This window comes from Streptomyces sp. NBC_00207, from assembly GCF_045160965.1.
In the GTDB taxonomy this organism is placed as follows: Bacteria; Actinomycetota; Actinomycetes; order Streptomycetales; family Streptomycetaceae; genus Streptomyces.
This window is the reverse complement of the sequence record NZ_CP130715.1, coordinates 5,425,624-5,446,529: the sequence shown is the minus strand read 5'-3', so window position 1 is coordinate 5,446,529 and position 20,906 is coordinate 5,425,624. Positions and strand designations below refer to the sequence as shown.

Annotated in this window: 24 protein-coding genes; 6 read left to right on the top strand and 18 right to left on the bottom strand. The window is 70.4% G+C overall.

The features are described from left to right. Positions 1–13: 13 nt before the first annotated feature. Positions 14–1,177 (bottom strand): aminofutalosine synthase MqnE, encoded by a 1,164-nt coding sequence (gene mqnE, locus OG472_RS25845; RefSeq protein WP_030710107.1) that lies wholly within the window; start codon positions 1,175–1,177, stop codon positions 14–16. Between the two features lie 60 nt (positions 1,178–1,237). After that, positions 1,238–1,693 carry an Lrp/AsnC family transcriptional regulator gene (locus tag OG472_RS25840; RefSeq protein WP_030388096.1) on the bottom strand — a complete coding sequence of 152 codons (456 nt, stop codon included), beginning with the start codon at positions 1,691–1,693 and terminating at the stop codon, positions 1,238–1,240. Between the two features lie 122 nt (positions 1,694–1,815). On the opposite strand from OG472_RS25840, the gene OG472_RS25835 reads away from it, so the two are divergent. After that, positions 1,816–1,950, top strand: coding sequence for a hypothetical protein (locus OG472_RS25835; RefSeq protein ID WP_267884487.1), 135 nt, complete (start codon positions 1,816–1,818; stop codon positions 1,948–1,950). Here OG472_RS25835 and OG472_RS25830 read toward each other — a convergent pair. After that, complete coding sequence (locus OG472_RS25830; RefSeq protein WP_401607651.1) at positions 1,947–2,636, bottom strand: UbiX family flavin prenyltransferase; 690 nt, start codon at positions 2,634–2,636, stop codon at positions 1,947–1,949. The two genes, OG472_RS25835 and OG472_RS25830, sit on opposite strands and share 4 nt — an antisense overlap. A gap of 91 nt (positions 2,637–2,727) precedes the next feature. Between OG472_RS25830 and OG472_RS25825 the strand changes: the two genes are divergently transcribed. Continuing rightward, entirely contained in the window at positions 2,728–3,348 is a 621-nt protein-coding gene (locus OG472_RS25825) for a rhomboid family intramembrane serine protease (RefSeq protein ID WP_405831470.1), read from the top strand. A gap of 32 nt (positions 3,349–3,380) precedes the next feature. Here OG472_RS25825 and mqnP read toward each other — a convergent pair whose 3' ends face one another. The 4 genes from mqnP to OG472_RS25805 are packed head-to-tail and all read right to left on the bottom strand — an operon-like array spanning position 3,381 to position 6,392. Continuing rightward, the gene (gene mqnP / locus OG472_RS25820) at positions 3,381–4,304 is read right to left on the bottom strand and encodes a menaquinone biosynthesis prenyltransferase MqnP (protein ID WP_401607656.1); all 924 of its coding nucleotides are present in this window, start codon (positions 4,302–4,304) and stop codon (positions 3,381–3,383) included. Then, positions 4,301–4,465, bottom strand: coding sequence for a hypothetical protein (locus OG472_RS25815; protein WP_405831468.1), 165 nt, complete (start codon positions 4,463–4,465; stop codon positions 4,301–4,303). The genes mqnP and OG472_RS25815 overlap by 4 nt, the downstream gene beginning before the upstream one ends. Beyond that, positions 4,462–4,938, bottom strand: a complete 477-nt coding sequence (locus tag OG472_RS25810; protein ID WP_405831466.1) for a hypothetical protein — start codon at positions 4,936–4,938, stop codon at positions 4,462–4,464. Before OG472_RS25810 ends, OG472_RS25815 begins: the two co-directional genes overlap by 4 nt. After that, positions 4,935–6,392, bottom strand: coding sequence for a menaquinone biosynthesis decarboxylase (locus OG472_RS25805; RefSeq protein ID WP_383574776.1), 1,458 nt, complete (start codon positions 6,390–6,392; stop codon positions 4,935–4,937). Before OG472_RS25805 ends, OG472_RS25810 begins: the two co-directional genes overlap by 4 nt. Positions 6,393–6,481: 89 nt before the next feature. Here OG472_RS25805 and OG472_RS25800 point away from each other — a divergent pair, with 89 nt between their 5' ends. Continuing rightward, the gene (locus OG472_RS25800; RefSeq protein ID WP_405831465.1) at positions 6,482–6,814 is read left to right on the top strand and encodes a PLD nuclease N-terminal domain-containing protein; all 333 of its coding nucleotides are present in this window, start codon (positions 6,482–6,484) and stop codon (positions 6,812–6,814) included. 6 nt (positions 6,815–6,820) lie between these two features. Here the strand turns inward: OG472_RS25800 and OG472_RS25795 are convergent, their stop codons facing one another. Together OG472_RS25795 and OG472_RS25790 are read right to left on the bottom strand one after the other, a co-directional pair. Further along, entirely contained in the window at positions 6,821–7,297 is a 477-nt protein-coding gene (locus OG472_RS25795) for a hypothetical protein (RefSeq protein ID WP_405831463.1), read from the bottom strand. Positions 7,298–7,382: 85 nt separating this feature from the next. After that, positions 7,383–7,754, bottom strand: coding sequence for an AraC family ligand binding domain-containing protein (locus OG472_RS25790; RefSeq protein WP_405831462.1), 372 nt, complete (start codon positions 7,752–7,754; stop codon positions 7,383–7,385). Positions 7,755–7,847: 93 nt separating this feature from the next. Here OG472_RS25790 and OG472_RS25785 point away from each other — a divergent pair, with 93 nt between their 5' ends. Further along, complete coding sequence (locus OG472_RS25785) at positions 7,848–8,312, top strand: MarR family winged helix-turn-helix transcriptional regulator (RefSeq protein ID WP_405831460.1); 465 nt, start codon at positions 7,848–7,850, stop codon at positions 8,310–8,312. A 13-nt stretch (positions 8,313–8,325) separates the two neighbouring features. Here the strand turns inward: OG472_RS25785 and OG472_RS25780 are convergent, their stop codons facing one another. The 8 genes from OG472_RS25780 to hemL form a co-directional block, all read right to left on the bottom strand. Next, on the bottom strand, positions 8,326–8,829 hold the full coding sequence (locus tag OG472_RS25780) for an SRPBCC domain-containing protein (protein WP_405831458.1): 504 nt from the start codon (positions 8,827–8,829) through the stop codon (positions 8,326–8,328). A gap of 25 nt (positions 8,830–8,854) precedes the next feature. After that, entirely contained in the window at positions 8,855–9,940 is a 1,086-nt protein-coding gene (gene ccsB, locus OG472_RS25775) for a c-type cytochrome biogenesis protein CcsB (protein WP_401607677.1), read from the bottom strand. Then, a complete protein-coding gene (locus tag OG472_RS25770; RefSeq protein WP_405831456.1) occupies positions 9,937–11,682 on the bottom strand; it encodes a cytochrome c biogenesis protein ResB in 1,746 nt (581 codons plus the stop codon). Before OG472_RS25770 ends, ccsB begins: the two co-directional genes overlap by 4 nt. A 13-nt stretch (positions 11,683–11,695) precedes the next feature. Beyond that, positions 11,696–12,469 carry a cytochrome c biogenesis CcdA family protein gene (locus OG472_RS25765; RefSeq protein WP_401607683.1) on the bottom strand — a complete coding sequence of 258 codons (774 nt, stop codon included), beginning with the start codon at positions 12,467–12,469 and terminating at the stop codon, positions 11,696–11,698. A gap of 4 nt (positions 12,470–12,473) precedes the next feature. Next, complete coding sequence (locus OG472_RS25760; RefSeq protein ID WP_401607686.1) at positions 12,474–13,121, bottom strand: TlpA family protein disulfide reductase; 648 nt, start codon at positions 13,119–13,121, stop codon at positions 12,474–12,476. A 153-nt stretch (positions 13,122–13,274) separates the two neighbouring features. Next, entirely contained in the window at positions 13,275–14,501 is a 1,227-nt protein-coding gene (locus tag OG472_RS25755) for a hypothetical protein (protein ID WP_405831454.1), read from the bottom strand. A gap of 176 nt (positions 14,502–14,677) precedes the next feature. Beyond that, the gene (locus OG472_RS25750) at positions 14,678–15,358 is read right to left on the bottom strand and encodes a histidine phosphatase family protein (RefSeq protein ID WP_383574796.1); all 681 of its coding nucleotides are present in this window, start codon (positions 15,356–15,358) and stop codon (positions 14,678–14,680) included. Next, positions 15,355–16,677, bottom strand: coding sequence for a glutamate-1-semialdehyde 2,1-aminomutase (gene hemL / locus OG472_RS25745; protein ID WP_405831453.1), 1,323 nt, complete (start codon positions 16,675–16,677; stop codon positions 15,355–15,357). The genes OG472_RS25750 and hemL overlap by 4 nt, the downstream gene beginning before the upstream one ends. 133 nt (positions 16,678–16,810) lie before the next feature. Between hemL and OG472_RS25740 the strand changes: the two genes are divergently transcribed. After that, the gene (locus OG472_RS25740) at positions 16,811–17,419 is read left to right on the top strand and encodes a hypothetical protein (RefSeq protein ID WP_405831452.1); all 609 of its coding nucleotides are present in this window, start codon (positions 16,811–16,813) and stop codon (positions 17,417–17,419) included. 482 nt (positions 17,420–17,901) lie between these two features. Continuing rightward, positions 17,902–19,572 (top strand): ice-binding family protein, encoded by a 1,671-nt coding sequence (locus OG472_RS25735; protein WP_405942104.1) that lies wholly within the window; start codon positions 17,902–17,904, stop codon positions 19,570–19,572. Here the strand turns inward: OG472_RS25735 and OG472_RS25730 are convergent. Continuing rightward, positions 19,569–20,516: a helix-turn-helix domain-containing protein gene (locus OG472_RS25730; protein WP_405831450.1), complete on the bottom strand. Its 948-nt coding sequence runs from the start codon at positions 20,514–20,516 to the stop codon at positions 19,569–19,571. The two genes, OG472_RS25735 and OG472_RS25730, sit on opposite strands and share 4 nt — an antisense overlap. Positions 20,517–20,906 lie beyond the last annotated feature (390 nt).

Below are 20,906 nucleotides of genomic sequence, written 5' to 3'. Positions count from 1 at the left end.
GGCCGACGGGACGTCAGACCCGCATCGCCTGCGGGGTCTCGCGCAGACCCGCGTCCGGACCGGGGTACTCGCGGATGATCTCGTAGCGCGTGTTGCGCTCGACCGGGCGGAAGCCCGCTTCCCGGATCAGCTCCAGCAGATCGTCACGGCCCAGCTTGTTCGGGGTGCCGTAGTTGTCCGCGTCGTGCGTGATCTTGTACTCGACGACCGAGCCGTCCATGTCGTCCGCACCGTGCTGCAGTGCGAGCTGGGCGGTCTGCACGCCGTGCATCACCCAGAAGACCTTGACATGCGGCACGTTGTCGAAGAGCAGCCGCGAGACGGCGAAGGTCTTCAGCGCCTCCGCGCCGGTCGCCATCGTCGTGCGCGCCTGGAGCTTGTTGCGCACCTTCCCGTCCTGCATGTCCACGAAGTCGTGCTGGTAGCGCAGCGGGATGAAGACCTGGAAACCGCCGGTCTCGTCCTGGAGCTCGCGCAGCCGCAGCACGTGGTCCACGCGGTGGCGCGGCTCCTCGATGTGCCCGTAGAGCATCGTCGAGGGGGTCTTGAGGCCCTTCGAGTGCGCCAGCCGGTGGATGCGCGACCAGTCCTCCCAGTGGGTGCGGTGGTCGACGATGTGCTGACGCACCTCCCAGTCGAAGATCTCCGCGCCGCCGCCGGTGAGCGACTCCAGGCCGGCCTCGATCAGCTCGTCCAGGATGTCGGAGGCCGACATGCCGGAGATCGTCTCGAAGTGGTGGATCTCGGTCGCCGTGAACGCCTTCAGCGAGACGTTCGGCAGCGCCTTCTTCAGCTCCGAGAGCGAGCGCGGGTAGTAGCGCCACGGCAGGTTCGGGTGCAGGCCGTTGACGATGTGCAGCTCGGTGAGGTTGTCGTTCTCCATGGCCTTGGCCAGGCGCACGGCCTCCTCGATGCGCATCGTGTACGCGTCCTTCTCGCCCGGCTTGCGCTGGAACGAGCAGTACGCACACGAGGCGGTGCACACGTTCGTCATGTTGAGGTGCCGGTTGACGTTGAAGTGGACGACGTCACCGTTCTTGCGCGTGCGCACCTCGTGGGCGAGGCCACCGAGCCAGGCCAGGTCGTCCGACTCGTAGAGGGCGATGCCGTCCTCACGGGTCAGCCGCTCGCCGGAGCGAACCTTCTCCTCCAGCTCACGCTTGAGCCCAGCGTCCATGTGCCGGTCGCCTCCTCTAGATCCCTCTGCCTGTCCTGCGAACCCTGCCCAACCGTACTCTCAGGCTTCCTCGGGCAGCTCCCCGACCCGGTTCTCCCACTTGGTGGAGAGCACGATGGTGGTGCGGGTGCGCGAGACGCCCTTGGTGCCGGAGAGCCTGCGGATGATCTTCTCCAGGCCGTCCACGTCGTTGGCGCGCACCTTGAGCATGAAGGAGTCGTCGCCCGCGATGAACCAGCAGTCCTCGATCTCGGCGAGGTCGCGCAGCCGCCGGGCCACGTCCTCGTGGTCCGCGGCGTCGGACATGGAGAGTCCGATCAGCGCCGTGACGCCGAGGCCGAGTGAGCGCGAGTCCACCGTCGCGCGGTAGCCGGTGATGACGCCGGCCGTCTCCAGACGGTTGATGCGGTCGGTGACGCTGGGGCCGGAGAGGCCCACGAGACGGCCCAGCTCCGCGTACGAGGCACGACCGTTCTCCCGGAGTGCCTGGATGAGCTGCCTGTCCACCGTGTCCATTACGTGGAGCCTTCCATTATTCGGCGATCCTGCAAGTCTAGGTATAGAATCTAAGGCACACAGGGTCAACACCCTGCGAAATCTTTCAGCAGATCAATCACGATCTTCAGGAGTGGTTCACCGTGTTCACGATCGAGATGGCCCACGCACACATGCGACAGCTCCAGGAGCTGGCCAACCGATCCCGTGCCCACCAGCCCGCCGCCGCCTACCGCGTCGACAAGGCCCGCAAGCCGCTGTCCGGCAAGAAGGCCTAGTCACCACCGTTCGCCCCCCGGGGAGTACGGGAGCCGCCCAGCTCCCCCTCCCAGCGGCGGTACAGCCGGTGCGGCACCCCTGCCGCGTCCAGCACCCGCCCCGCGACGAAGTCCACCAGATCCTGGATGTGCGTCGCGCCCGCATAGAACGCCGGAGAGGCGGGCAGCACGATCGCGCCCGCCTCGTCCAGCGCCACCAGATGCCGCAGCGTCTGCCCGTTCAGCGGGGTCTCCCGCACCGCGACCACCAGCCGGCGCCGCTCCTTGAGCGTCACGCTCGCCACGCGCTGGAGCAGGTCCTTCGACAGTCCGAGCGCCACCCCCGCCACGCAGGCCGTGGACGCGGGGACGACCAGCATCCCCTTGACCGGGTACGAGCCCGAACTCGGTCCGGCGGCAAGGTCCCCGGCGCCCCAGTAGCGGACGTCGTCCAGTTCCGGGCGCGCGAAGGTCCCGGGCTTCCCGTCGGCCCCCCGCTGCAGCCACTCCCCCAGATCGTCGCGCCAGTGCGCGTCGCGGAAGGCGATCCCGGTCTCGTCCAACAGGGTGAGCCGCGAAGCCCGGCTGACCACCAGGTCGACACTCTCGCCCGCCGCCAGCAGCCCGCGGAGCACCGCCGCCGCGTACGGCGTCCCGGACGCCCCGGAAACCCCGACCACCCACGGGGTGCGCTTGCGCTCAGTCATACCTCCGAGACTATCCGGCCACCGCCGACGGGCACTCGGTAAGGTGCCTGGACGTTCCGTACTTGGGGCGCCGGGAGGGGGCACGGACACGATGAGCACGACGGACACGACGGTCCATCAGGGCGAGTGGCGGCAGAGCGACCGGGCGAAGGCGGCTGCGAAGCTCATGCTGGGCTGGGTGGCGGTCCTGTGGGCCCTGGAGGCCGTCGACTACGCCACCGGGCACGCGCTGGACGCGTACGGGATCGTGGCCCGCGACCCGGACAGCCTGACGGGCGTCGTCACCGGGTCCTTCCTCCACTTCGGCTTCGACCACGTCGCCTCCAACAGCGTTCCGCTGCTGGCCCTCGGTTTCATAGCGGCCCTGTCCGGGATCCGGCACTTCCTCGCGGTGTGCGGGCTGATCATGCTGGCGGACGGCATCGGCACCTGGCTGATCTCCCCGCCGGACACGATGACCCTGGGCGCCTCGGGCGTCGTCTTCGGCCTCTTCGGCTACCTGCTGGTCCGCGGCTTCGTCGAGCGCAAGGTGCTGGGCGTCGCCGTCGCCGTGGGCATCGCGGCCCTCTGGGGCGGCAGCATCGTCACGGGCATCCTCCCGACGGACGCGGGCGTCAGCTGGCAGGGCCACCTCTGCGGCCTGGTCGGCGGCGTGCTGACGGCCCTGTTCTACCGCCGCCCGGCCCGCCGGCAGCCCGTCCTCACGGCCTGACGGCACAGGGGTCCACGGGCCGGCCGGCCTCCTCAGAGGGTCAGACCCCGGACCACGAGATCGAGCAGGGCGCACACGAACAGGGCAATGCCGATGAAGCCGTTGACCGTGAAGAAGGCGCGGTTCAGGCGGGACAGGTCGTGCGGGGTCACGATCGTGTGCTCGTAGAAGAAGGCGACGACGACGATCGCCAGGCCCACCCAGAACGGCGCGCCCGCGTCGGTGGCGAGGGCGTACCAGGCCAGCAGGGCCGTGGTCACGACGTGCGCACCGCGGGCGCCCCAGAGGGCGGCCGGGACGCCGAAGCGGGCCGGGACGGACTTGACGCCGTCCGCGCGGTCCGAGGCCACGTCCTGGGAGCCGAAGATCAGGTCGAATCCGCCGATCCACACGCCCACCGCCAGGCCCAGGATCACCGCGTCCCAGGACCACTCGCCGGTGACGGCCAGCCAGGCCCCGATCGGCCCTATGGCCTGAGCCAGGCCCAGGATGGCGTGCGGGAAGTTCGTGAACCTCTTGCCGTACGGGTACACCACCATCGGGATCACCGCGACGGGCGCCAGCATCAGGCACAGCGGGTTCAGCAGCGCCGCCGAGCCGAGGAAGACGAGGAGCGCGATCCCTGCGCCGGTCCAGGCCGAGCGGACCGACACCGCGCCGGTGACCAGCTCGCGGCCGGCCGTGCGCGGGTTGCGGGCGTCGATCTCGCGGTCGATGATCCGGTTGGCCGCCATCGCGAAGGTCCGCAGCCCCACCATGCAGACGGTGACGAGCAGCAGCTTGCCCCAGTGCACGTGCCGGTCGAGCTGGAACATGGCCGTGAGCGCCGCGATGTAGGCGAAGGGCAGCGCGAAGACCGAGTGCTCGATCATCACGAGCCGCAGGAAGGCCTTGACCTTGCCGCTCGCCTCCGGCGTGGGGCCGGGTCCGAGGACGCCCTCGGCGGTGGTCATCATGCGAGATCCCTCCGGAACTGTTCGAGTTCGGCCCTCAGCCCGTCGAGCGGTACCGGCCCTGTCTCCATGTCGGCGGTGACGCGCCGGGCGTCGGACGGCTCCCGGGGGCCGGTGAGCGCGACCCGGACCTCGTCGTCACCGATCCGCCGTCTCGGGGTCACCCGAGGCTCCGGAGGAACTCTTCCAGGTGGGACAGGAGCGAAGCCGTGCGGGCCGGCTCCAGCTCCAGCGTCACGGGCTCCGACTCCTCGTCCTCGCCCTCGGGCGGGGTGACGTGGGCGGTGAAGGCGTAGCCGTCGGTGCCGGCCGGTCGGGCGTCGAGGCGGAGCACGGCCCCGGCCTCGACCGTGCAGGCCTCGCCGGTGCCCAGCGCGAGCCGCAGCCGCTCGGCGAAGTCCTCGGCCTCGACGTCACGCAGGCCGGGCAGCTCGAAGCCACCGCCCTCGCCGTCCTCCTGTTCCCACATCAGCGCCCAGACGTCGCCGGGGCCCGCGAACTCCTCGGCCGTCACGCCCGCCCGCTCGGCGGCCTGCCGCAGGCCCGGGTCGGTGGGGTCGAGCTTCGGGCGCTCCAGCATCACGAAGGCGGTGAGACTGCCGATGAACAGCCCGGGTCCCGAGACGAGGGGGCTCACAGGCCGTACTCCTTCCAGCGGCGGTCCACGAGGGCGGCGGTCGCCGGGTCGGACTCGACCATGTCGGGCCAGCCGCCGTCGCGGGTGTAGCCCTCCTCGGGCAGCTTCTTCGTGGCGTCGATGCCCGCCTTGCCGCCCCAGAACTGCTGGTACGAGGCGTGGTCCAGGTGGTCCACCGGCCCCTCGACGACGGTGAGGTCGCGGGAGTAGTCCGTGTTGCCGAGGGCCCGCCAGGACACCTCGTGCAGGTCGTGGACGTCGCAGTCGGCGTCCACCACGATGATCAGCTTGGTCAGCGACATCATGTGCGCGCCCCAGATGGCGTGCATGACCTTCTGCGCGTGCTTGGGGTACTTCTTGTCGATCGAGACGATCGCGCAGTTGTGGAAGCCGCCCGACTCCGGCAGGTGGTAGTCCACGATGTCCGGCACGATGATCTTGAGGAGCGGGAGGAAGAACCGCTCCGTGGCCCGCCCCAGCGGGCCGTCCTCGGTCGGCGGCCGGCCGACCACGATCGACTGGAGCAGCGGCCGCCTGCGCATCGTCACGCAGTCGATCTTCAGGGCCGGGAAGGGCTCCTGCGGGGTGTAGAAGCCGGTGTGGTCGCCGAAGGGACCCTCCGGGAGCATCTCGCCGGGCTCCAGCCAGCCCTCGATCACGACCTCGGCGTTGGCCGGGACCTGCAGCGGGACCGTCTTGCAGTCGACCATCTCGATCCGCTTGCCGGCGACGAAGCCGGCGAAGAGGTACTCGTCGATGTCGCCAGGCAGCGGCGCGGTGGACGCGTACGTCACCGCGGGCGGGCAGCCGAAGGCGATCGCGACCGGCAGCCGCTCGCCGCGCTTGGCGGCGACGGCGTAGTGGTTGCGGCTGTCCTTGTGGATCTGCCAGTGCATGCCGATGGTGCGCTTGTCGTGGCGCTGGAGGCGGTAGAGGCCGAGGTTGCGCACGCCCGTCTCGGGGTGCTTGGTGTGCGTCAGGCCGAGGTTGAAGAAGGACCCGCCGTCCTTGGGCCACGTGAAGAGCGCCGGCAGCTGGTCGAGGTCCACGTCGTCGCCGGTGAGGACGACCTCCTGGACGGGCGCGGAGTCGCCCTTCACCTTCTTCGGCGGCACGTGGACCATCGAGCCGAGCTTGCCGAAGGCCTCGCGGACCCCGATGAAGCCCTGCGGCAGCTCCGGCTTGAGCAGGCCGCCGATCTTCTCGCTGATCTCGCCGTACGACTTCAGGCCGAGGGCCTTCAGGAGGCGGCGGTCGGTCCCGAAGACGTTCATGGCCAGCGGCATGGCCGAGCCCTTGACGTTCTCGAAGAGGAGGGCCGGGCCCCCCGCCTTGTTCACTCTGTCGACGATCTCCCCGACCTCCAGGTACGGGTCGACTTCGGCCTTGATGCGCTTGAGGTCGCCCTCCCGCTCCAGAGCCCGGAGCAGCGAGCGGAGATCGTCGTAAGCCATAGGGGCAAGTATCCGTCACCAACTACTCTGGAGGTGTCACCGGGGCCCGAGCGGGCCTGCCGTCACTGCCGGGGAGTCGGTTCCACACCGTGCTGCGCTATCTGCCGTTCCTGCTGATCCTCGCGCTGACCATCTATGCCTTCATCGACTGCCTGAACACGCCCGAGGAAGAGGTCAAGCACCTTCCCAAGGTGGTGTGGGTGATCATCATCCTGCTCTTCTCCATCGTGGGGCCGGTGGTGTGGCTGTTCGCGGGCAAGAAGCGCTCGGCCGTCGGCGGTGGCGGTCGCGGGGCCCGGGGAGGGACCCGGTGGGTCGCGCCCGACGACAACCCGGAGTTCCTGAAGTCCCTGCGCGACGAGCAGGAGAACAAGGACAGGAAAGACAAGAAGGACAAGGGCCGGGACCAGGACCAGGACTGACCAGGACTAGGCCCCGTCCGGCACGGCCGCCTGGTCCGGCTGGTCCGCCTGGTCCGCCTGCCGCAGGGCGCCGACCAGCCACCGCATGTTCTTGCGCCGGACGGCGATGAGCACTTCGCGTTCCCCGTCCCGGCACTGGGCCACCAGGCACGGGCGCGGTGAGCGGCCGATGTACAGGTCCCTGGCGCCGGGGTCCGAGGCGAAGACGGGGCGGACCCGCTCCAGCACCAGCCCGGAGGGCAGCGGAGTACGGCCGTAGGTCCCGGTCGGGTCGGTGGTGAAGGCCAGCACCCCCGGGGCCACCACGAGGTAGGGCTTGGGGCCCGGGAACGTGTTGTCCCCCAGGATCTGGGCGTCGATGACGTGAACCCGCCCGTCACGGCGCGGCGCCACCTCGATCGTGTCGCTCTCGCCGCGCACGCGCTGGTAGAGCCAGACGGCGCCGATGACGAGGACGGCGAGCCCGGCGCCGGCCCCGCTCACGGACAGGGCCTTCAGCGCGGCGCGCGATGCGCGGCCGCCCCGGCGTCCGGTGGTGCGGCGACCGCGTGCTCCCGACCCCTTCGGGTCACTGGGCCCAGGGCAGCACGCGGGTGCCCTCGGCGCCCGGGACGGTGACCACCCCGTCGGCGCGCATGGCCACGTACGCCTCGAAGTTCTCGCAGGCGTGGATCCGGCGCAGCACATCGGGCGGAAGGACCAGGGTCTGGCCCGCGGCGACCTTCTCGGTGCGGCCGGCGCAGGTGACCTCCAGGGAGCCGGCGGTGAGCAGCCAGACCTGCTCGCGGTTGACGAAGTGCTCGGGTCCGGTGCTGCCGGCGGCCATGTCGACGTGCCAGGTGCTGAGCTCGGAGCTGCCCCGGCTGGGGGCGGCGCGGCCGGTCATGGTGGCGTTCGGGGTGGCGGTGACGTGCTCGGGCGAAACGGTGATGACGTGCAAGGCGATCCTCGTCTTCTCGTCGCAACTGAGTCAAGCTGCTTTACTCGACAGCTCGAGTAAAGCAGCTTGACTTGGCCGTGTCACCATATTTGCGTGACGAGAGACGAGAACGAGGGCATCGAGCTGACCTTCCTGCTCGGGCTGGGCTTCCAGCTGATGCTGGGCGAGTTCACCCGGCGCGTCGCCGAGGCCGGATACCCGGACCTGCGCCCCCTGCACGGCATGGCCTTCCAGGCGCTGAAGGGCCCCGGCGCCACCGCCACCGAGCTCGCCGAACGGCTCGGGGTGACCAAGCAGGCCGCCGGACAGATCGTCGACGACCTGGAGAAACGCGGCTACGTCCGGCGCGAGCCGCACCCCGGGGGCGGCCGCCGCAAACTGGTGGTGCTGACCCCGGCGGCCGACGCCCACCTGGGCGTCGCGGGCCGGATCCTGCACGAGCTGGAGGCCGAACTGGCCGGCGGCGCCGACCTCACGGTCCTGCGCCAGGAGCTCGGGCACCTCGTGCGCGCGCTCCACGGGGACGGCGCGCTGCCGCCCCTGCGCCCGGTCTGGTGACGGCGGGCGCCGGTTACGCCCTGGTGAAGGAGGCGTAGGCGTCGCGCAGCTGCGACCAGCGGTCGTCCGTCCAGGCCGCCCAGTTCGCCGGGCGGCCGGCCAGCGCGGATTCCAGCAGCTCGAAGTGCTCGTGCCAGCCGGCCAGGCAGTCGAGGCGCTCGTCCTCCGGCCCGCCGCGCTCGTTCACGAACCGGATCACCGTCGAATCGGTCCCGACCGCCTCCAGGTGGAAGCGGATCCGCCCGTGCTCGGTGATCGTGTACTCCACGACCCGTTCGACGTCCCAGGCGGTGACCCGCCCGGTCGCCACGGTCCCGGTGTTCAGCCAGCGCAGCGTGACCGCCCCGCCGAGCCTGCGCTCCAGGACGTCCGCCGCGGCCAGCCAGCCGCGCAGCCCGTCCGGCGTGGTCAGGGCGGGCCAGAGGGCCGCGTAGGAGTACGGCAGGTGCAGCTCGAAGCGGAGCAGCCAGCGGTCTTCGCCGCGGCGCTCGCTGGTGGCGTGGCTCACGAGAGACATGCCACCAGCGTCCCACTCCCGCCGGTCAGACGCCCGAGTAGGAGTGCAGGCCGTTGAGGAACATGTTCACGCCGTAGTAGTTCCAGATCCAGCAGGCGAAGGCGAAGAGCGCGAGGTACGCGGCCTTGCGGCCCTTCCAGCCGGCGGTGGCGCGGGCGTGCAGGTAGCAGGCGTACGCCACCCAGGTCACGAAGGACCAGACCTCCTTGGGGTCCCAGTTCCAGTAGCGGCCCCAGGCGTCGCCCGCCCAGATCGCGCCCGCGATGATCGTGAAGGTCCACAGCGGGAAGACGGCCGCGTTGATCCGGTACGAGAACTTGTCGAGCGAGGCCGCGGAGGGCAGCCGCTCCATGACTGACGCGTAGAACTTCCCCGCGGTCCGGCCGTTCGCGAGCCGGCCCTCGTAGGCGTCGCGGAAGAGGTAGAGGACCGCGCCGGCCGCGCCGATGTAGAAGACGGCGCCGCAGAAGATCGCGGTGGAGACGTGGATCCACAGCCAGTACGAGTGCAGGGCCGGGACGAGCTGGTCACTGTCGGTGTAGAGGATCTTGACGGCGATGCCGAGGTCCAGCAGCACGCTGGTGACCAGGATCAGGCCGAGCCAGCGGACGTTCTTCTTCAGGGCGAGCAGTGCCAGGTACGTGCCGACGGCCACCGTGGAGAAGGTGATCGAGAACTCGTACATGTTGCCCCACGGGGCCCGCTGCACCGACATCGCGCGGGCGAGGACGCCGCCCGCCTCGATGAGGAAGGCGAGCGCGGTCAGCGAGATCGCGATCCGCCCGTAGAGGTCGCCCTGCACGGTGCCGCCGCCGGCGCCGGGGCCGTCCGGCACGTCGCGGGTGCCGGCGGCCGAACGGGTGACGACCTTCGGCTGGTCGAGGACGGCCGTGCCGCCGCCCTTGGCGCGGACCTGCACGGCGGGCGCGTCCTGGGCCCCCTCGGCGCCGGTCAGCGCGGCGGCCGTACGGGCCACCTTGCTGCGGCTGCCGAAGGTCCACTCGGCGATGTGCGCGAAGAAGGCGAGCGTGAAGACCGCCATCGACGAATAGATCAGGTAGTTGCTGATCTGAGCCAGATTCTCATTGGCTGCGGCTGCGAGCGGCGTCATCCGCGCTCTCCTTCAGGGGTTTCTTCGACACGTGGTTCGGCAAGTGCGGCGGGCGCGGTCGGCGCCTGCTGGTGCAGCGCGGCGGCGAGGGCCGCCAGCTCCTGCGGGAGCCTGGCGGACTCGCTGCGGCCCAGACCCGCCATTTCGACGACGGTCACGCCGTCCGGGCCGGCCACCGCACGGACCCAGATCCGGCGGCGCTGGATGAACAGGGATCCGGCCAGGCCCGCGATGGCGGCGATCGCGCCGGCGAGGGCGAGGCCGCTGCCGGGCTGGTGGGTGACGGAGAACGTGGCCCAGCGCTCGATGCCCTCGAACTTCACGGTGCCCGCGCCGTCCGGCAGGGTCATCGTGTCGCCGAGCGAGAGCTTCTGCTTGGACGCCCCGCCGGACTCGTCCTTGAAGGACTGCATCTTGTCCGTCTTGAGCACGTACACGTTCTGCGGCAGCCCCGAGTCCACGCCGAGGCTGCCGTGCCAGGCGTTGAGCATGAGCCGCGGCTGGAGCACGGCCGGGAACTGGGAGAACATCGTGCCCTGGCCCTCGCCGGCGTAGGTCGGCACGAAGACGGCGTTGAAGCCGAGCTGCTCCTGCTTGCCGTTCTTGTCCTTGTAGCCGTCGGTGACCTTGATCGCTCCGGTGGAGGTGAGGTTGGAGTCCTGCGGGAGCATCGGCACGGCGTCCTTGAAGATCACCTTGCCGGTGGGGTCGGTCACCGAGATGATCGGCGCGTAGCCGTGGCCCAGCAGGTAGACCTTGGAGCCGTCGACCTGGAGGGGCTTGTTGACCTGGATCTCGCGCTTCTGCGGCTTGCCGGCGGCGCCTTCGCTGAAGGTGACGTACGCCTTGAAGTCGCGCGGGGTGCCCTTCTGCGGGCCGGTCAGCTCGTACGTCGCGTCGAACCGGTCCAGCGTGAAGCTGAACGGCGGCAGGTCGTCGGGGTGGAAGAGGGTGCCGGCCTTGAAGTCGTCGTACTGGGTGAGCGTGTTCGAGAAGCCGGTGCCGCGCAGGACCAGCTTGCCGCCCTCGGACTTGAAGTACTGGCCCCAGGCGAAGGCCACCAGCATCACGATCAGCGCGACGTGGAAGATCAGGTTGCCGGCCTCGCGGAGGTAGCCCTTCTCCGCCGCGACGTGGCCCTGGCCGGCCTCGGTGCGGAAGCGGCGCCCGCGGAGCACCGCCGTGGCGTACGAGAGGACCTCGTCCGGGGTCTTCCCGGTGCGCCAGGTGGTGTGGGCGGGGAGCCGGTCGAGCCGCTTGGGGGCGCCCGGCGGACGGCCGCGGAGCTGGCCGACGAACTGCCAGGAGCGCGGCAGGATGCAGCCGACCAGCGAGATGAACAGCAGCAGGTAGATCGCGGAGAACCACACCGAGCTGTAGACGTCGAAGAGCTGGAGCTTCTCGGCGACGGTCACCCAGGACCCGTGGGCCCGCTTCCAGTCGATGACCTTCGACTCGTCGACGTTGCTCTGCGGGATGAGGGAGCCGGGGATGGCGCCCAGGGACAGCAGGAAGAGCAGGATCAGCGCCACCCGCATGGAGGTGAGCTGCCGCCAGAACCAGCGGGCCCAGCCGATGACGCCGATGCCGACGGCCGGCCCGGCGGGGCTGTCCTCCAGGGGGGCGGTGGAGAGCTGGGCTCCGGCCACGGCCTCCGCGGGGTCCGCCGCGGCGGACTCGGTGGCGTCCGCCGCCGCGGACTCGGGCGACGCCTCGGTGGATGCCTTGTCAGTCGTACTCATGTCCGTGTTGTCCTCAGATCCCCACCGTGAAGCTTTGGGTCCAGCTCTGCATGTCGCTGACGATGCTGGCCCACATTCCTGTGACGAGCAGCAGACCGGTCAGGATCAGCATGCCTCCGCCGATGCGCATCACCCACGCATAGTGCTTCTTCACCCAGCCGAATGCGCCGAGCGCCTTGCGGAACGCGATCGCGGTGAGGATGAACGGCAGGCCGAGTCCGAGGCAGTAGGCCACGGTCAGCAGCGCGCCCCGGCCGGCGCTCGCCTGGTCGAGGGAGAGCGTGGTGACGGCCGCGAGGGTCGGGCCCATGCAGGGGGTCCAGCCGACGCCGAAGAGCACACCGAGCAGCGGGGCGCCGAGCAGGCCCGCCGTCGGCTTCTTGTGGAAGCGGAACTCCCGCATCGTCAGACCCGGTATCGCGCCCATGAAGAAGAGGCCGAGAATGATCACCAGGCCGCCCAGGACCCGGGAGATGATCTCGGTGTTCTCCTTGAGGGTCTCCCCGAAGTAGCCGAAGAGCGCGCCGGTGGAGACGAAGACCGCGGTGAAGCCTGCGATGAACAGGGCCGCGCCCGCCAGCATCCGCCCGCGTCGCGCCTCGGCGAGGTCGGCTCCGCTGACGCCGGTCACGTAGGAGAGGTAGCCGGGGACCAGCGGGAGCACGCAGGGCGAGAAGAAGGAGACGAGGCCGGCGAGGACCGAGATGGGCAGGGCCAGCAGCAGCGCCCCGTTCAGCACGGTGGTGTTCACGCCGGTCGCCTCGGCGGCGAGCACGTAGTCGACCACGAGGTCACTGCTCCGCGAGGATCGGGTCGATCATCGAGCGCAGTTGCTCCTCGCCGAGCGGGGCCAGGGTGCGGGCGGCGATCTTGCCCTCCCTGTCGAGGATGATCGTGGAGGGGATCGCGTTCGGGTTGAGCGTGCCCTTGGGGAAGCGCAGCATCAGCTTCCCGGCGGGGTCGTAGAGGCTCGGGTAGGTGATCCCGAAGGTCTCCTCGAAGGAGACCGCGTTCTGCGTGCTGGTGTCGCGGGTGTTGATGCCGACGAAGGCGACGTCCTTGCCGGCGTCGGCCAGCTCCTTGGAGACCTTCGCGAAGGTGGGGGCCTCGGCGCGGCACGGCGGGCACCAGGAGCCCCAGACGTTGAGGACGACGACCTTGCCCTTGAGGGTGGTGGTGTCGAGGTCCTTGCCGTCGACGGTCTCGCCGTCGAGCTTGGGGGCCTCGGCGCGCTCCCCCTTGGCGGCGGTGGTGATGCCGGTCGCGCCCGTGACGTAGTTGCCGCCGGTGGAGGTCGTCTTGCCGCCGTCCGAGCCGCTGCAGGATGTCAGGGTCATGACGCCCGCGACGGTCACCGCGGTCAGCGCGGTGAGGACGGTGGCGCGGCCGCTGGTCGAGCGGCGGCTACTTCGACGGACAGCAGCGCGGCTAAGGCTCATGTGAAAAGTTTCGCATGAGCAATTCGCGGATCCACCGCGCCCCCCGCGGGGATGTCAATGCCCTGGTCAGGCGATGGTCGGGCGCAAACCGGCCGCCGATCGGGCGCGGACCGGCCTCTGATCGGGCGCGGACCGGCCGCGGACCGGCCGCCGTCAGGCCGCGGCCAGGTACGCGTTCCACCCGCCGGCCGGGGACTGGCCCGGGCCGAGACCGCGGAGCCTGGCGAGCACCTTGGGGTCCTGGACGTCCAGCCAGTCGGCGAACTGCCGGAAGGATACGAGCCGTACATCCCTTTTGTCCGCCATGCCCTTGAGGGCTTCCTCGACGGCGTCCATGTAGATGCCGCCGTTCCACTCCTCGAAGTGGTTGCCGATGAAGAGCGGGGCCCGGTTGGTCTCGTAGGCCCGCCGGAAGCCGCCGAGGTAGGTGGCCGTGGCCTGGCTGCGCCAGGCCGGGTAGTTGGCGGGCACGCCCCGCGTGGTGTTCTTCGACTGGTTGGCGAGGATGTTGTAGTCCATCGACAGCACCTCGAAGGAGTGCCCCGGGAAGGGCAGGGACTGCAGCGGCAGGTCCCAGATGCCGGACCGGCGCACCGGCCAGACCTGGAGGCCGCCGGGCGAGCTGGAGTCGTAGCGCCAGCCCAGCCTCTGGGCGGTCGGCAGCAGGTTGTCCCGGCCGAGGAGGCAGGGGGTGCGGGCGCCCGTCAGCTCCTTGCGGTAGTCGAAGGGCAGGGGGTCGAGGTCGGTGAAACCGGTGTGGGTGCGCCAGTTGGTGACGAACGACACAGCCTGGTCGATCTCGCTCTGCCAGTCGTCCGGGGTCCACCGGCCGACGGAGCCGGACCCGCCGCAGAAGTGGCCGTTGAAGTGCGTGCCTATCTCGTGCCCGTCGAGCCAGGCCTCGCGTACGTACTTGAGGGTGGAGCGGACGTTCTCGTCCTTGAGGTAGCCGATGTCCGAGGCGCCGACCGGGTTGTTCGGCGGCTGGTAGAGGCTCCGCTTCGACTCGGGCAGCAGGTAGATGCCGGAGAGGAAGAAGGTCATGGCCGCGCCGTGGTCCCTGGCGAGCTTGAGGAAGCGCGGGAAGAGGCCGTTCCCGATCTCCCCCGCGCCGTCCCAGCTGAAGACGACGAACTGCGGCGGGGTCTCGCCCGGCTGCAGGGGCACGGGCTTGTCCGGCTGGTTCGGCTGCGGGCCGGTGTCGGCGGTGGAGCCGTCACCGATGGCCTTGGCCGCCGGCTTCCCGCCGGGCTTGGGGTTCTTGATCGGTCCGGGGGTGCCGGGCTCGGCCTTGTCGGGTGAGCCGCAGCCCGCGATCCCCACCGCGGCGGCAGCCCCAAGTCCGAGTCCGAGCACTCCCCTTCGACTGAAGTCGCGCACGCCACCCTCCCCGTCGTCCCTCGCAAGCCCTCGCCGAATCCCATATAAACGGACAATTCGGAGCTACTTGCGGCACTGGAAGGGTGATTCCCGGCGCAACTTGTATTTATTTAGGTAAAGCTGTAACGCTTCGTAACAGAGTGTCGATCAAGAAGCCCGGATGGCGTAACGATCCGTCAGGCGCCGAACGCCTTGGACGCACCCTTCACCGGCTTCGCCCCGGCCAGCAGGTGCGCCGGGACCAGGTCCCGGGCCGGCTCGCTGTAGCCCACCGACACCAGCTTGTCGCCCTGGAACGTGAAGGACGTCAGCGAGGCGAGGGTGCACTGGCGGCGGCGCGGGTCGTGCCACAGCCGGCGCTTCTCCGCGAAGCTGCGCACGATCCAGATCGGCAGCTGGTGGCTGACCGCCACGGCCTCGTGGCCGCGGGCCGCGTCGCGCGCGGCCTCCAGCGCGCTCATCATCCGGACCACCTGCTCGACGTACGGCTCGCCCCAGGAGGGCTTGAACGGGTTCGTCAGGTGCTTCCAGTTGCCGGGCTTGCGCAGCGCGCCGTCCCCGACGCCGAAGGTCTTGCCCTCGAAGACGTTCTCCGCCTCCAGCAGCCGGGCGTCGGTCGCCAGGGCCAGGCCGTGGACCTTGGCGATCGGCTCCGCCGTCTCCTGCGCCCGCTCCAGCGGGGAGGACACCACGTAGGAGATGTCCCGGCCCTTGAGGTGCTCGGCGACCCGGTCCGCCATCTGCCGGCCCAGCTCGGAGAGGTGGTAGCCCTCGCGGCGCCCGTACAGGACCCCGTCCGGGTTGTGCACCTCGCCGTGGCGCACCAGGTGCACGACGGTGATCTCGCTGCTGCTCATGCGGTGGCCTCCGCTGCGGCTCGGGCGGCGGCGGGCAGCGCCGCCGCGATGCGCTCGATCGCCCGCTCGTCGTGGGCGGTGGAAACGAACCAGGACTCGAAGGCGGACGGCGGCAGGTAGACGCCCTGCGCCAGCATCGAGTGGAAGAAGCCGTTGAAGCGGAAGCTCTCCTGCTTCTTGGCGTCGTCGTAGTTGCGCACCTCGTCCTCGGTGAAGAAGACGGAGAACATGTTCGACGCGGTCTGCAGCCGGTGCGCCACACCCTCCTTGGCCAGCGCGCCGCTGACCAGGCCCTGGATCTCCTTCGACACCGCGTCGACCTTCTCGTACGCGGCCGCGTCCAGCAGGCGCAGCTGCGCGAGGCCGGCGGCGGTGGCGATCGGGTTACCGGAGAGGGTGCCGGCCTGGTAGACCGGGCCGGCGGGCGCGAGGTGGCCCATGACGTCGGCGCGGCCGCCGAAGGCCGCCGCCGGGAAGCCGCCGCCCATGACCTTGCCGAAGGTCATGAGGTCGGGCTTGACCCCGTCGACGCCGTACCAGCCGGCGCGGGAGGTACGGAAGCCCGTCATCACCTCGTCGGAGATGTAGAGGGCGCCGTTCTCGCGGCAGAGGTCGGCGAGCCCCTGGTTGAAGCCCTCGGCCGGGGTCACGACGCCCATGTTGCCGGGCGCGGCCTCGGTGATCACGCAGGCGATCTCACCGGGGTGCGCGGCGAAGGCCGCCCGGACCGCTTCCAGGTCGTTGTAGGGGAGGACGATCGTGTCGCCGGCCTGCGCGCCCGTCACACCGGGGGTGTCCGGCAGGGCGAAGGTCGCGAGCCCGGAACCGGCCGCGGCCAGCAGCGCGTCCACATGACCGTGGTAGCAGCCGGCGAACTTCACGATCTTGGCGCGGCCGGTGAAACCGCGCGCCAGGCGGATCGCCGACATCGTGGCCTCCGTCCCCGAGGAGACGAGCCGCACCTGCTCGACGGGCTCGATGCGCGCCACGATCTCCTCGGCGAGCGCCACCTCGCCCTCACCGGGCGTACCGAAGGAGGTACCGCGGGCCACGGCCGCCTGGACGGCCGCGATCACCTCGGGGTGGGAATGGCCGAGGATCATCGGTCCCCACGAGCACACGAGGTCGACATACTCCCGACCGTCGGCATCGGTGAGGTACGGACCGGTGCCGGACACCATGAACCGGGGCGTACCGCCCACGGCGCGGAAGGCGCGCACGGGAGAGTTCACGCCGCCGGGGGTCACGAGGGAGGCGCGCTCGAAGAGCGTCTGCGAAACTGGGGCTTCATACGGGTACGGGTAGCTCACACCAGCCATGGTCTCAGAGGCCGCGACAGACTTGCGGACGGGCGTTTCACCGCGTCGCCGCGGGGGAGGTCACTGCCATGATGATCAGGCTGCGTGGCGGGGGCCGCGGGGCCGGGGCAAGCAAGACCAGTCGGGTGGAGATATGCAACGCGGTGGTGGACCGGGCGAGGGTACGGACGGCCTCGATCCCCAGCGCGCCCGCGAAGCCCGCGAGGCCCGCCGACGGGGCAAGCACCGCCGTCGCGCCACGGAGGCGGCCGACTCCGTCCCGGGACCCACGACGCCCGCGGAGGACCTGCCCAAGGGCCGTGGCATGGGTGTGACGTACAAATACTTCGGCGCGCCCGACGGCGCCACGGCGGCCCGCGTCCCGGTCACCATGCGGCCCGAGGAGCTCGGCGGCGACGAGCTCGGCATGGGCGGCCTCTTCACCAAGATCAAGCCGGAGACGGTGGCCGCGATGGTCCTGACCGGCATCGAGGGCATACCCCTCCACAAGGTCCCGCCGCTGGAGCTGGTCGTCCTCCACCCCGACTACGCGGTGGTCAAGCTCCCCATGACGGTGGTCGACCCGCTGCGCGGCATCGGCGAGGAGTCGGTGGGCGCGGCGGCCTTCATCTGGTCCACGGTCCCGGACCGCGGCGGCCCGAGCGACGCCTTCAACGTCTACCAGCTGCTCCACGAGTGGCAGGACTTCTCCCACCGCCTCCACGAGGCGGGCCACCAGCCGTACTGCCTGGTCTGGCCCTGACTTCGCCTTTCGCCGACAAGGGGCGGCCCTCCGCGGGGGGCTGCCCGGCCTTGCGCGGACTTGCGCCCTTGCCGGATCACGCCGCGAAGTCACCCACCCACCGCACCGAACCCGCCTGAGCCGGCCTGAGCCCGCCTGAGCCGGCAGGCCGGTGGGGCGCCCCCGCCTGTTCGGCGGTTCTGACCTTGCATCACCCACATAGACCATTTTTTCCGATTTGCAGCCTATTGCTGTGAAATATGCGTGACTACTCCCGCGTGACGGCGTATCACTACCTCGGGCAGGGAGTCGTTCTCGGTCCCCGCTCACGGGGAGCCTGCACACCGGCGCAGGCAGGGGGACTTGCGGCCCTGAGCCGTCATCGTCGCGGGAGCTCGGGATCCCCCTTCGGGAGGTCCGGGACCCGAAGCAACAAGAAAGGTCCTGCTATGGCATTGGATGTCATCCGGTCGGCTCCACCCGAGAGAAGACCTCAACGCAGCATGCTGAAACGGTCAGCCCTCGCCGTGCTCCCCGCAGCGCTGCTGGCGGCGTCGGCCACCCTGCCCGTGAGCCTCGCGCACGCCGCAGAAGCCCCCGTGTTGCTGGGGACCACCGCCAGTTACGGGGTCCTGGCCGGTTCGACGGTCACCAACACGAACCCCACCGTCATCAACGGCGACCTGGGGCTCTATCCGGGCACATCGGTGACCGGCTTCCCGCCCGGCACCGTCAACGGAGTGACGCGCGTAGCCCCCAACGCCGCCGCCGCTCAGGCGAAGTCCGACCTCGTCGTCGCCTACGACGACGCGGCAGGCCGGGGGCCCGGGACCATTCTCGCTTCGGACGAGATCGGCGGACTGACGCTGGGGCCCGGCGTCTACACGGCCCCGGCGTCCCCGCCGTCCCTGCAACTCACCGGGACGGTCACCCTCGACGGCCAGAACGACCCCAACTCCGTCTTCATCTTCCGGATCCCCTCGACCCTGACCACGGCTTCGTCGAGTGTCGTGGCCTTCATCAACGGAGCAAACGCCTGCAACGTGTTCTGGCAGGTGGGCACCTCCGCCACCCTCGGCACGACCACCCAGTTCAAGGGCACCATCCTGGCCATGGACTCCATCACGGTGAACAACAGCGCCGTGATCGAAGGCCGCGCCCTGGCGCGTAATGCCGCGGTCACGATGGACAACAACACCATTACGAGGCCGACCTGCGCCGCCGGCCCGCCCGGACCTCCCGGACCGACCGGGTCTCCCGGTCCGACGGGATCGCCCGGCCCCACCGGCTCCCCCGGCCCGACGGGTGAGCCCGGCCCCACCGGCTCTCCCGGCCCGACCGGCGCCCCCGGCCCGACGGGTGCTCCCGGCCCCTCCGGCAGCCCCGGCGCCCCCGGCCCGACGGGTGCCCCCGGCCCCTCCGGCAGCCCCGGCGCCCCCGGCCCGACGGGTGCCCCCGGCCCCTCCGGCAGCCCCGGCGCACCCGGCCCGACGGGTGCCCCCGGCCCCTCCGGCAGCCCCGGCGCACCCGGCCCGACGGGTGCTCCCGGCCCGTCCGGCAGCCCCGGCGCACCCGGTGCCCCCGGCCCCGACGGGGCTCCCGGCCCCGCCGGACCCAGCGGTTCCCCCGGACCCGCAGGGCCCGCCGGACCTGCCGGACCCGCTGGACCTGCCGGACCCGCTGGACCGGCAGGACCCGCCGGACCCAAGGGGCCTCGCGGCGACAAGGGCGAAAAGGGTGACTCGGGCGATCACGACCACGGTCACGACGACGAGGACGACGAGGGCCACGAGGGCGGCCACGGTCACGACGACGATGACGACCACGGCAAGCCCGGCCACGGTCACGACGACGACCACGGGAAGCCGCCCGGCCACGGTCACGACGGCCCCGACCAGGGCAAGCCCCCGTGGGCTGACTTCCTGCCCGGCGGCCTCGACGACGCGCTGGGCCAGTTCCGCCCCGACCACACCGCCAAGAGCGTCAACTTCGCCCACGTGAGCGCCGCCACCGACCGGCAGCCGAAGGCGGCCTCGGCAGACCTCGCCGCGACCGGCTCAGGCAGCGAGGCCGGCATCATGACCGCCGGCGCAGCCGCGCTCGCCTTCATCGGAGGCTCGGCCTTCTTCGCCATGAAGCGGACCCGGCGAGGTGCAACAACCCGACAGGACTAGCCCGTCGCAGGCGTGACCGTCTTCCATCCGGTCCGCCGTTCGGCGGCTGAGCCCCTGGACACTCCGTCCAGGGGCTCAGTGGGGTCCGTGCCCGCGTGCGCCTTGACGGCTTCCCCAAGGAAGTTCCGGGTACGGTCCGGACTCAGTGCCTGAGCTTGCAGGTGCGCGTACATGTCGCTGAAGCGACGCACGTCAAATCGTTTCTCCAGATAAAGGTCGCTGGAGAACCTCTCCAGATACACCACGGTCGCATCGGCGGCATCGGCGAACTCGATCAGCGAGAACTGTCCCGAGACACCCGGGTGCGCACCCACACCGTGGGGGAGAACCTGAACGGTGATGTGCGGCTGGGCGCTGAGGCGGGTCACATGGTCCAACTGCTCGCGCATGACCTCGCGGCCGCCCACCACGCGCCGCAGCGCCGATTCGTCCAGCACGACCCATAAGCGCAGCGGGTTGCCCGGCGCGCGCAGCCGGTCCTGGCGCCGCATCCGTACCTGGAGGCGTGTGGCGGCCTGTTCGGCAGTGGCATGGGGGATCGTTCCTGCGATGACCGCCCGGGCGTAGGCGGGGGTCTGCAGCAGGCCGGGAATCACCAAGGGCTCGTAGATGCGGATCGTGGCGGCCTCGGCCTCCAGGCCGATGTAGTCGCCGTACGGGATGTCGTCGTAGGCGTTCCACCAGCCCTGCCGTCCCGATTCCCGGGCCAGTTGCATCAGATGGTCGACGCGCCGCTGATCCCGGACTCCGTAGAGCCCGCAGAGATCCCGCACGTCGCGCGGCTTGATGAGGCGGCGGCCGTTCTCCAGCAGGCTGATCTTCGGCTGGGAAATCAGCAGGCGTGCCGCCACCTGCTGCGTCGTCATACCGCTGATCTCCCGGAGCCGGCGTAGCTCCGAACCCAGCCGGCGCCGGCTGACGGTGGGATTGACAGTGACACCCACGAGACGTGCTCTCCTCCGCTCCAAACCCTTGCGCTGGCGAGCAGATTGTCACGGCCAAGGGCTTTTGGGTCGGCCTTCGCGCTGTGTCGTGCACGGTGGCATCCGGCGCAGATTGCTGCGCAATATGCCAGGCGATCAGCCGCTGCGGCCCGACACCCCTGAGGTGGGATTCCCCCCCACGCACTGACTGGACCAAAAGAGAGAGTCGAAAACAGGCCATCTTTGGCGTTTCGTCAACTGACTTCCTGCGTACCGGGGTTAACCCTTCCGGGCACTGCAGAAATGAAAGCGCGCGGCAGCGAGCAGAACGTCCGTTCGCTACTCAGGAGTACCGATTTCCGGACGCCGGGGCAAAGGCCCCCTTTGCCCCGGCGTGCAACCTGACCGACG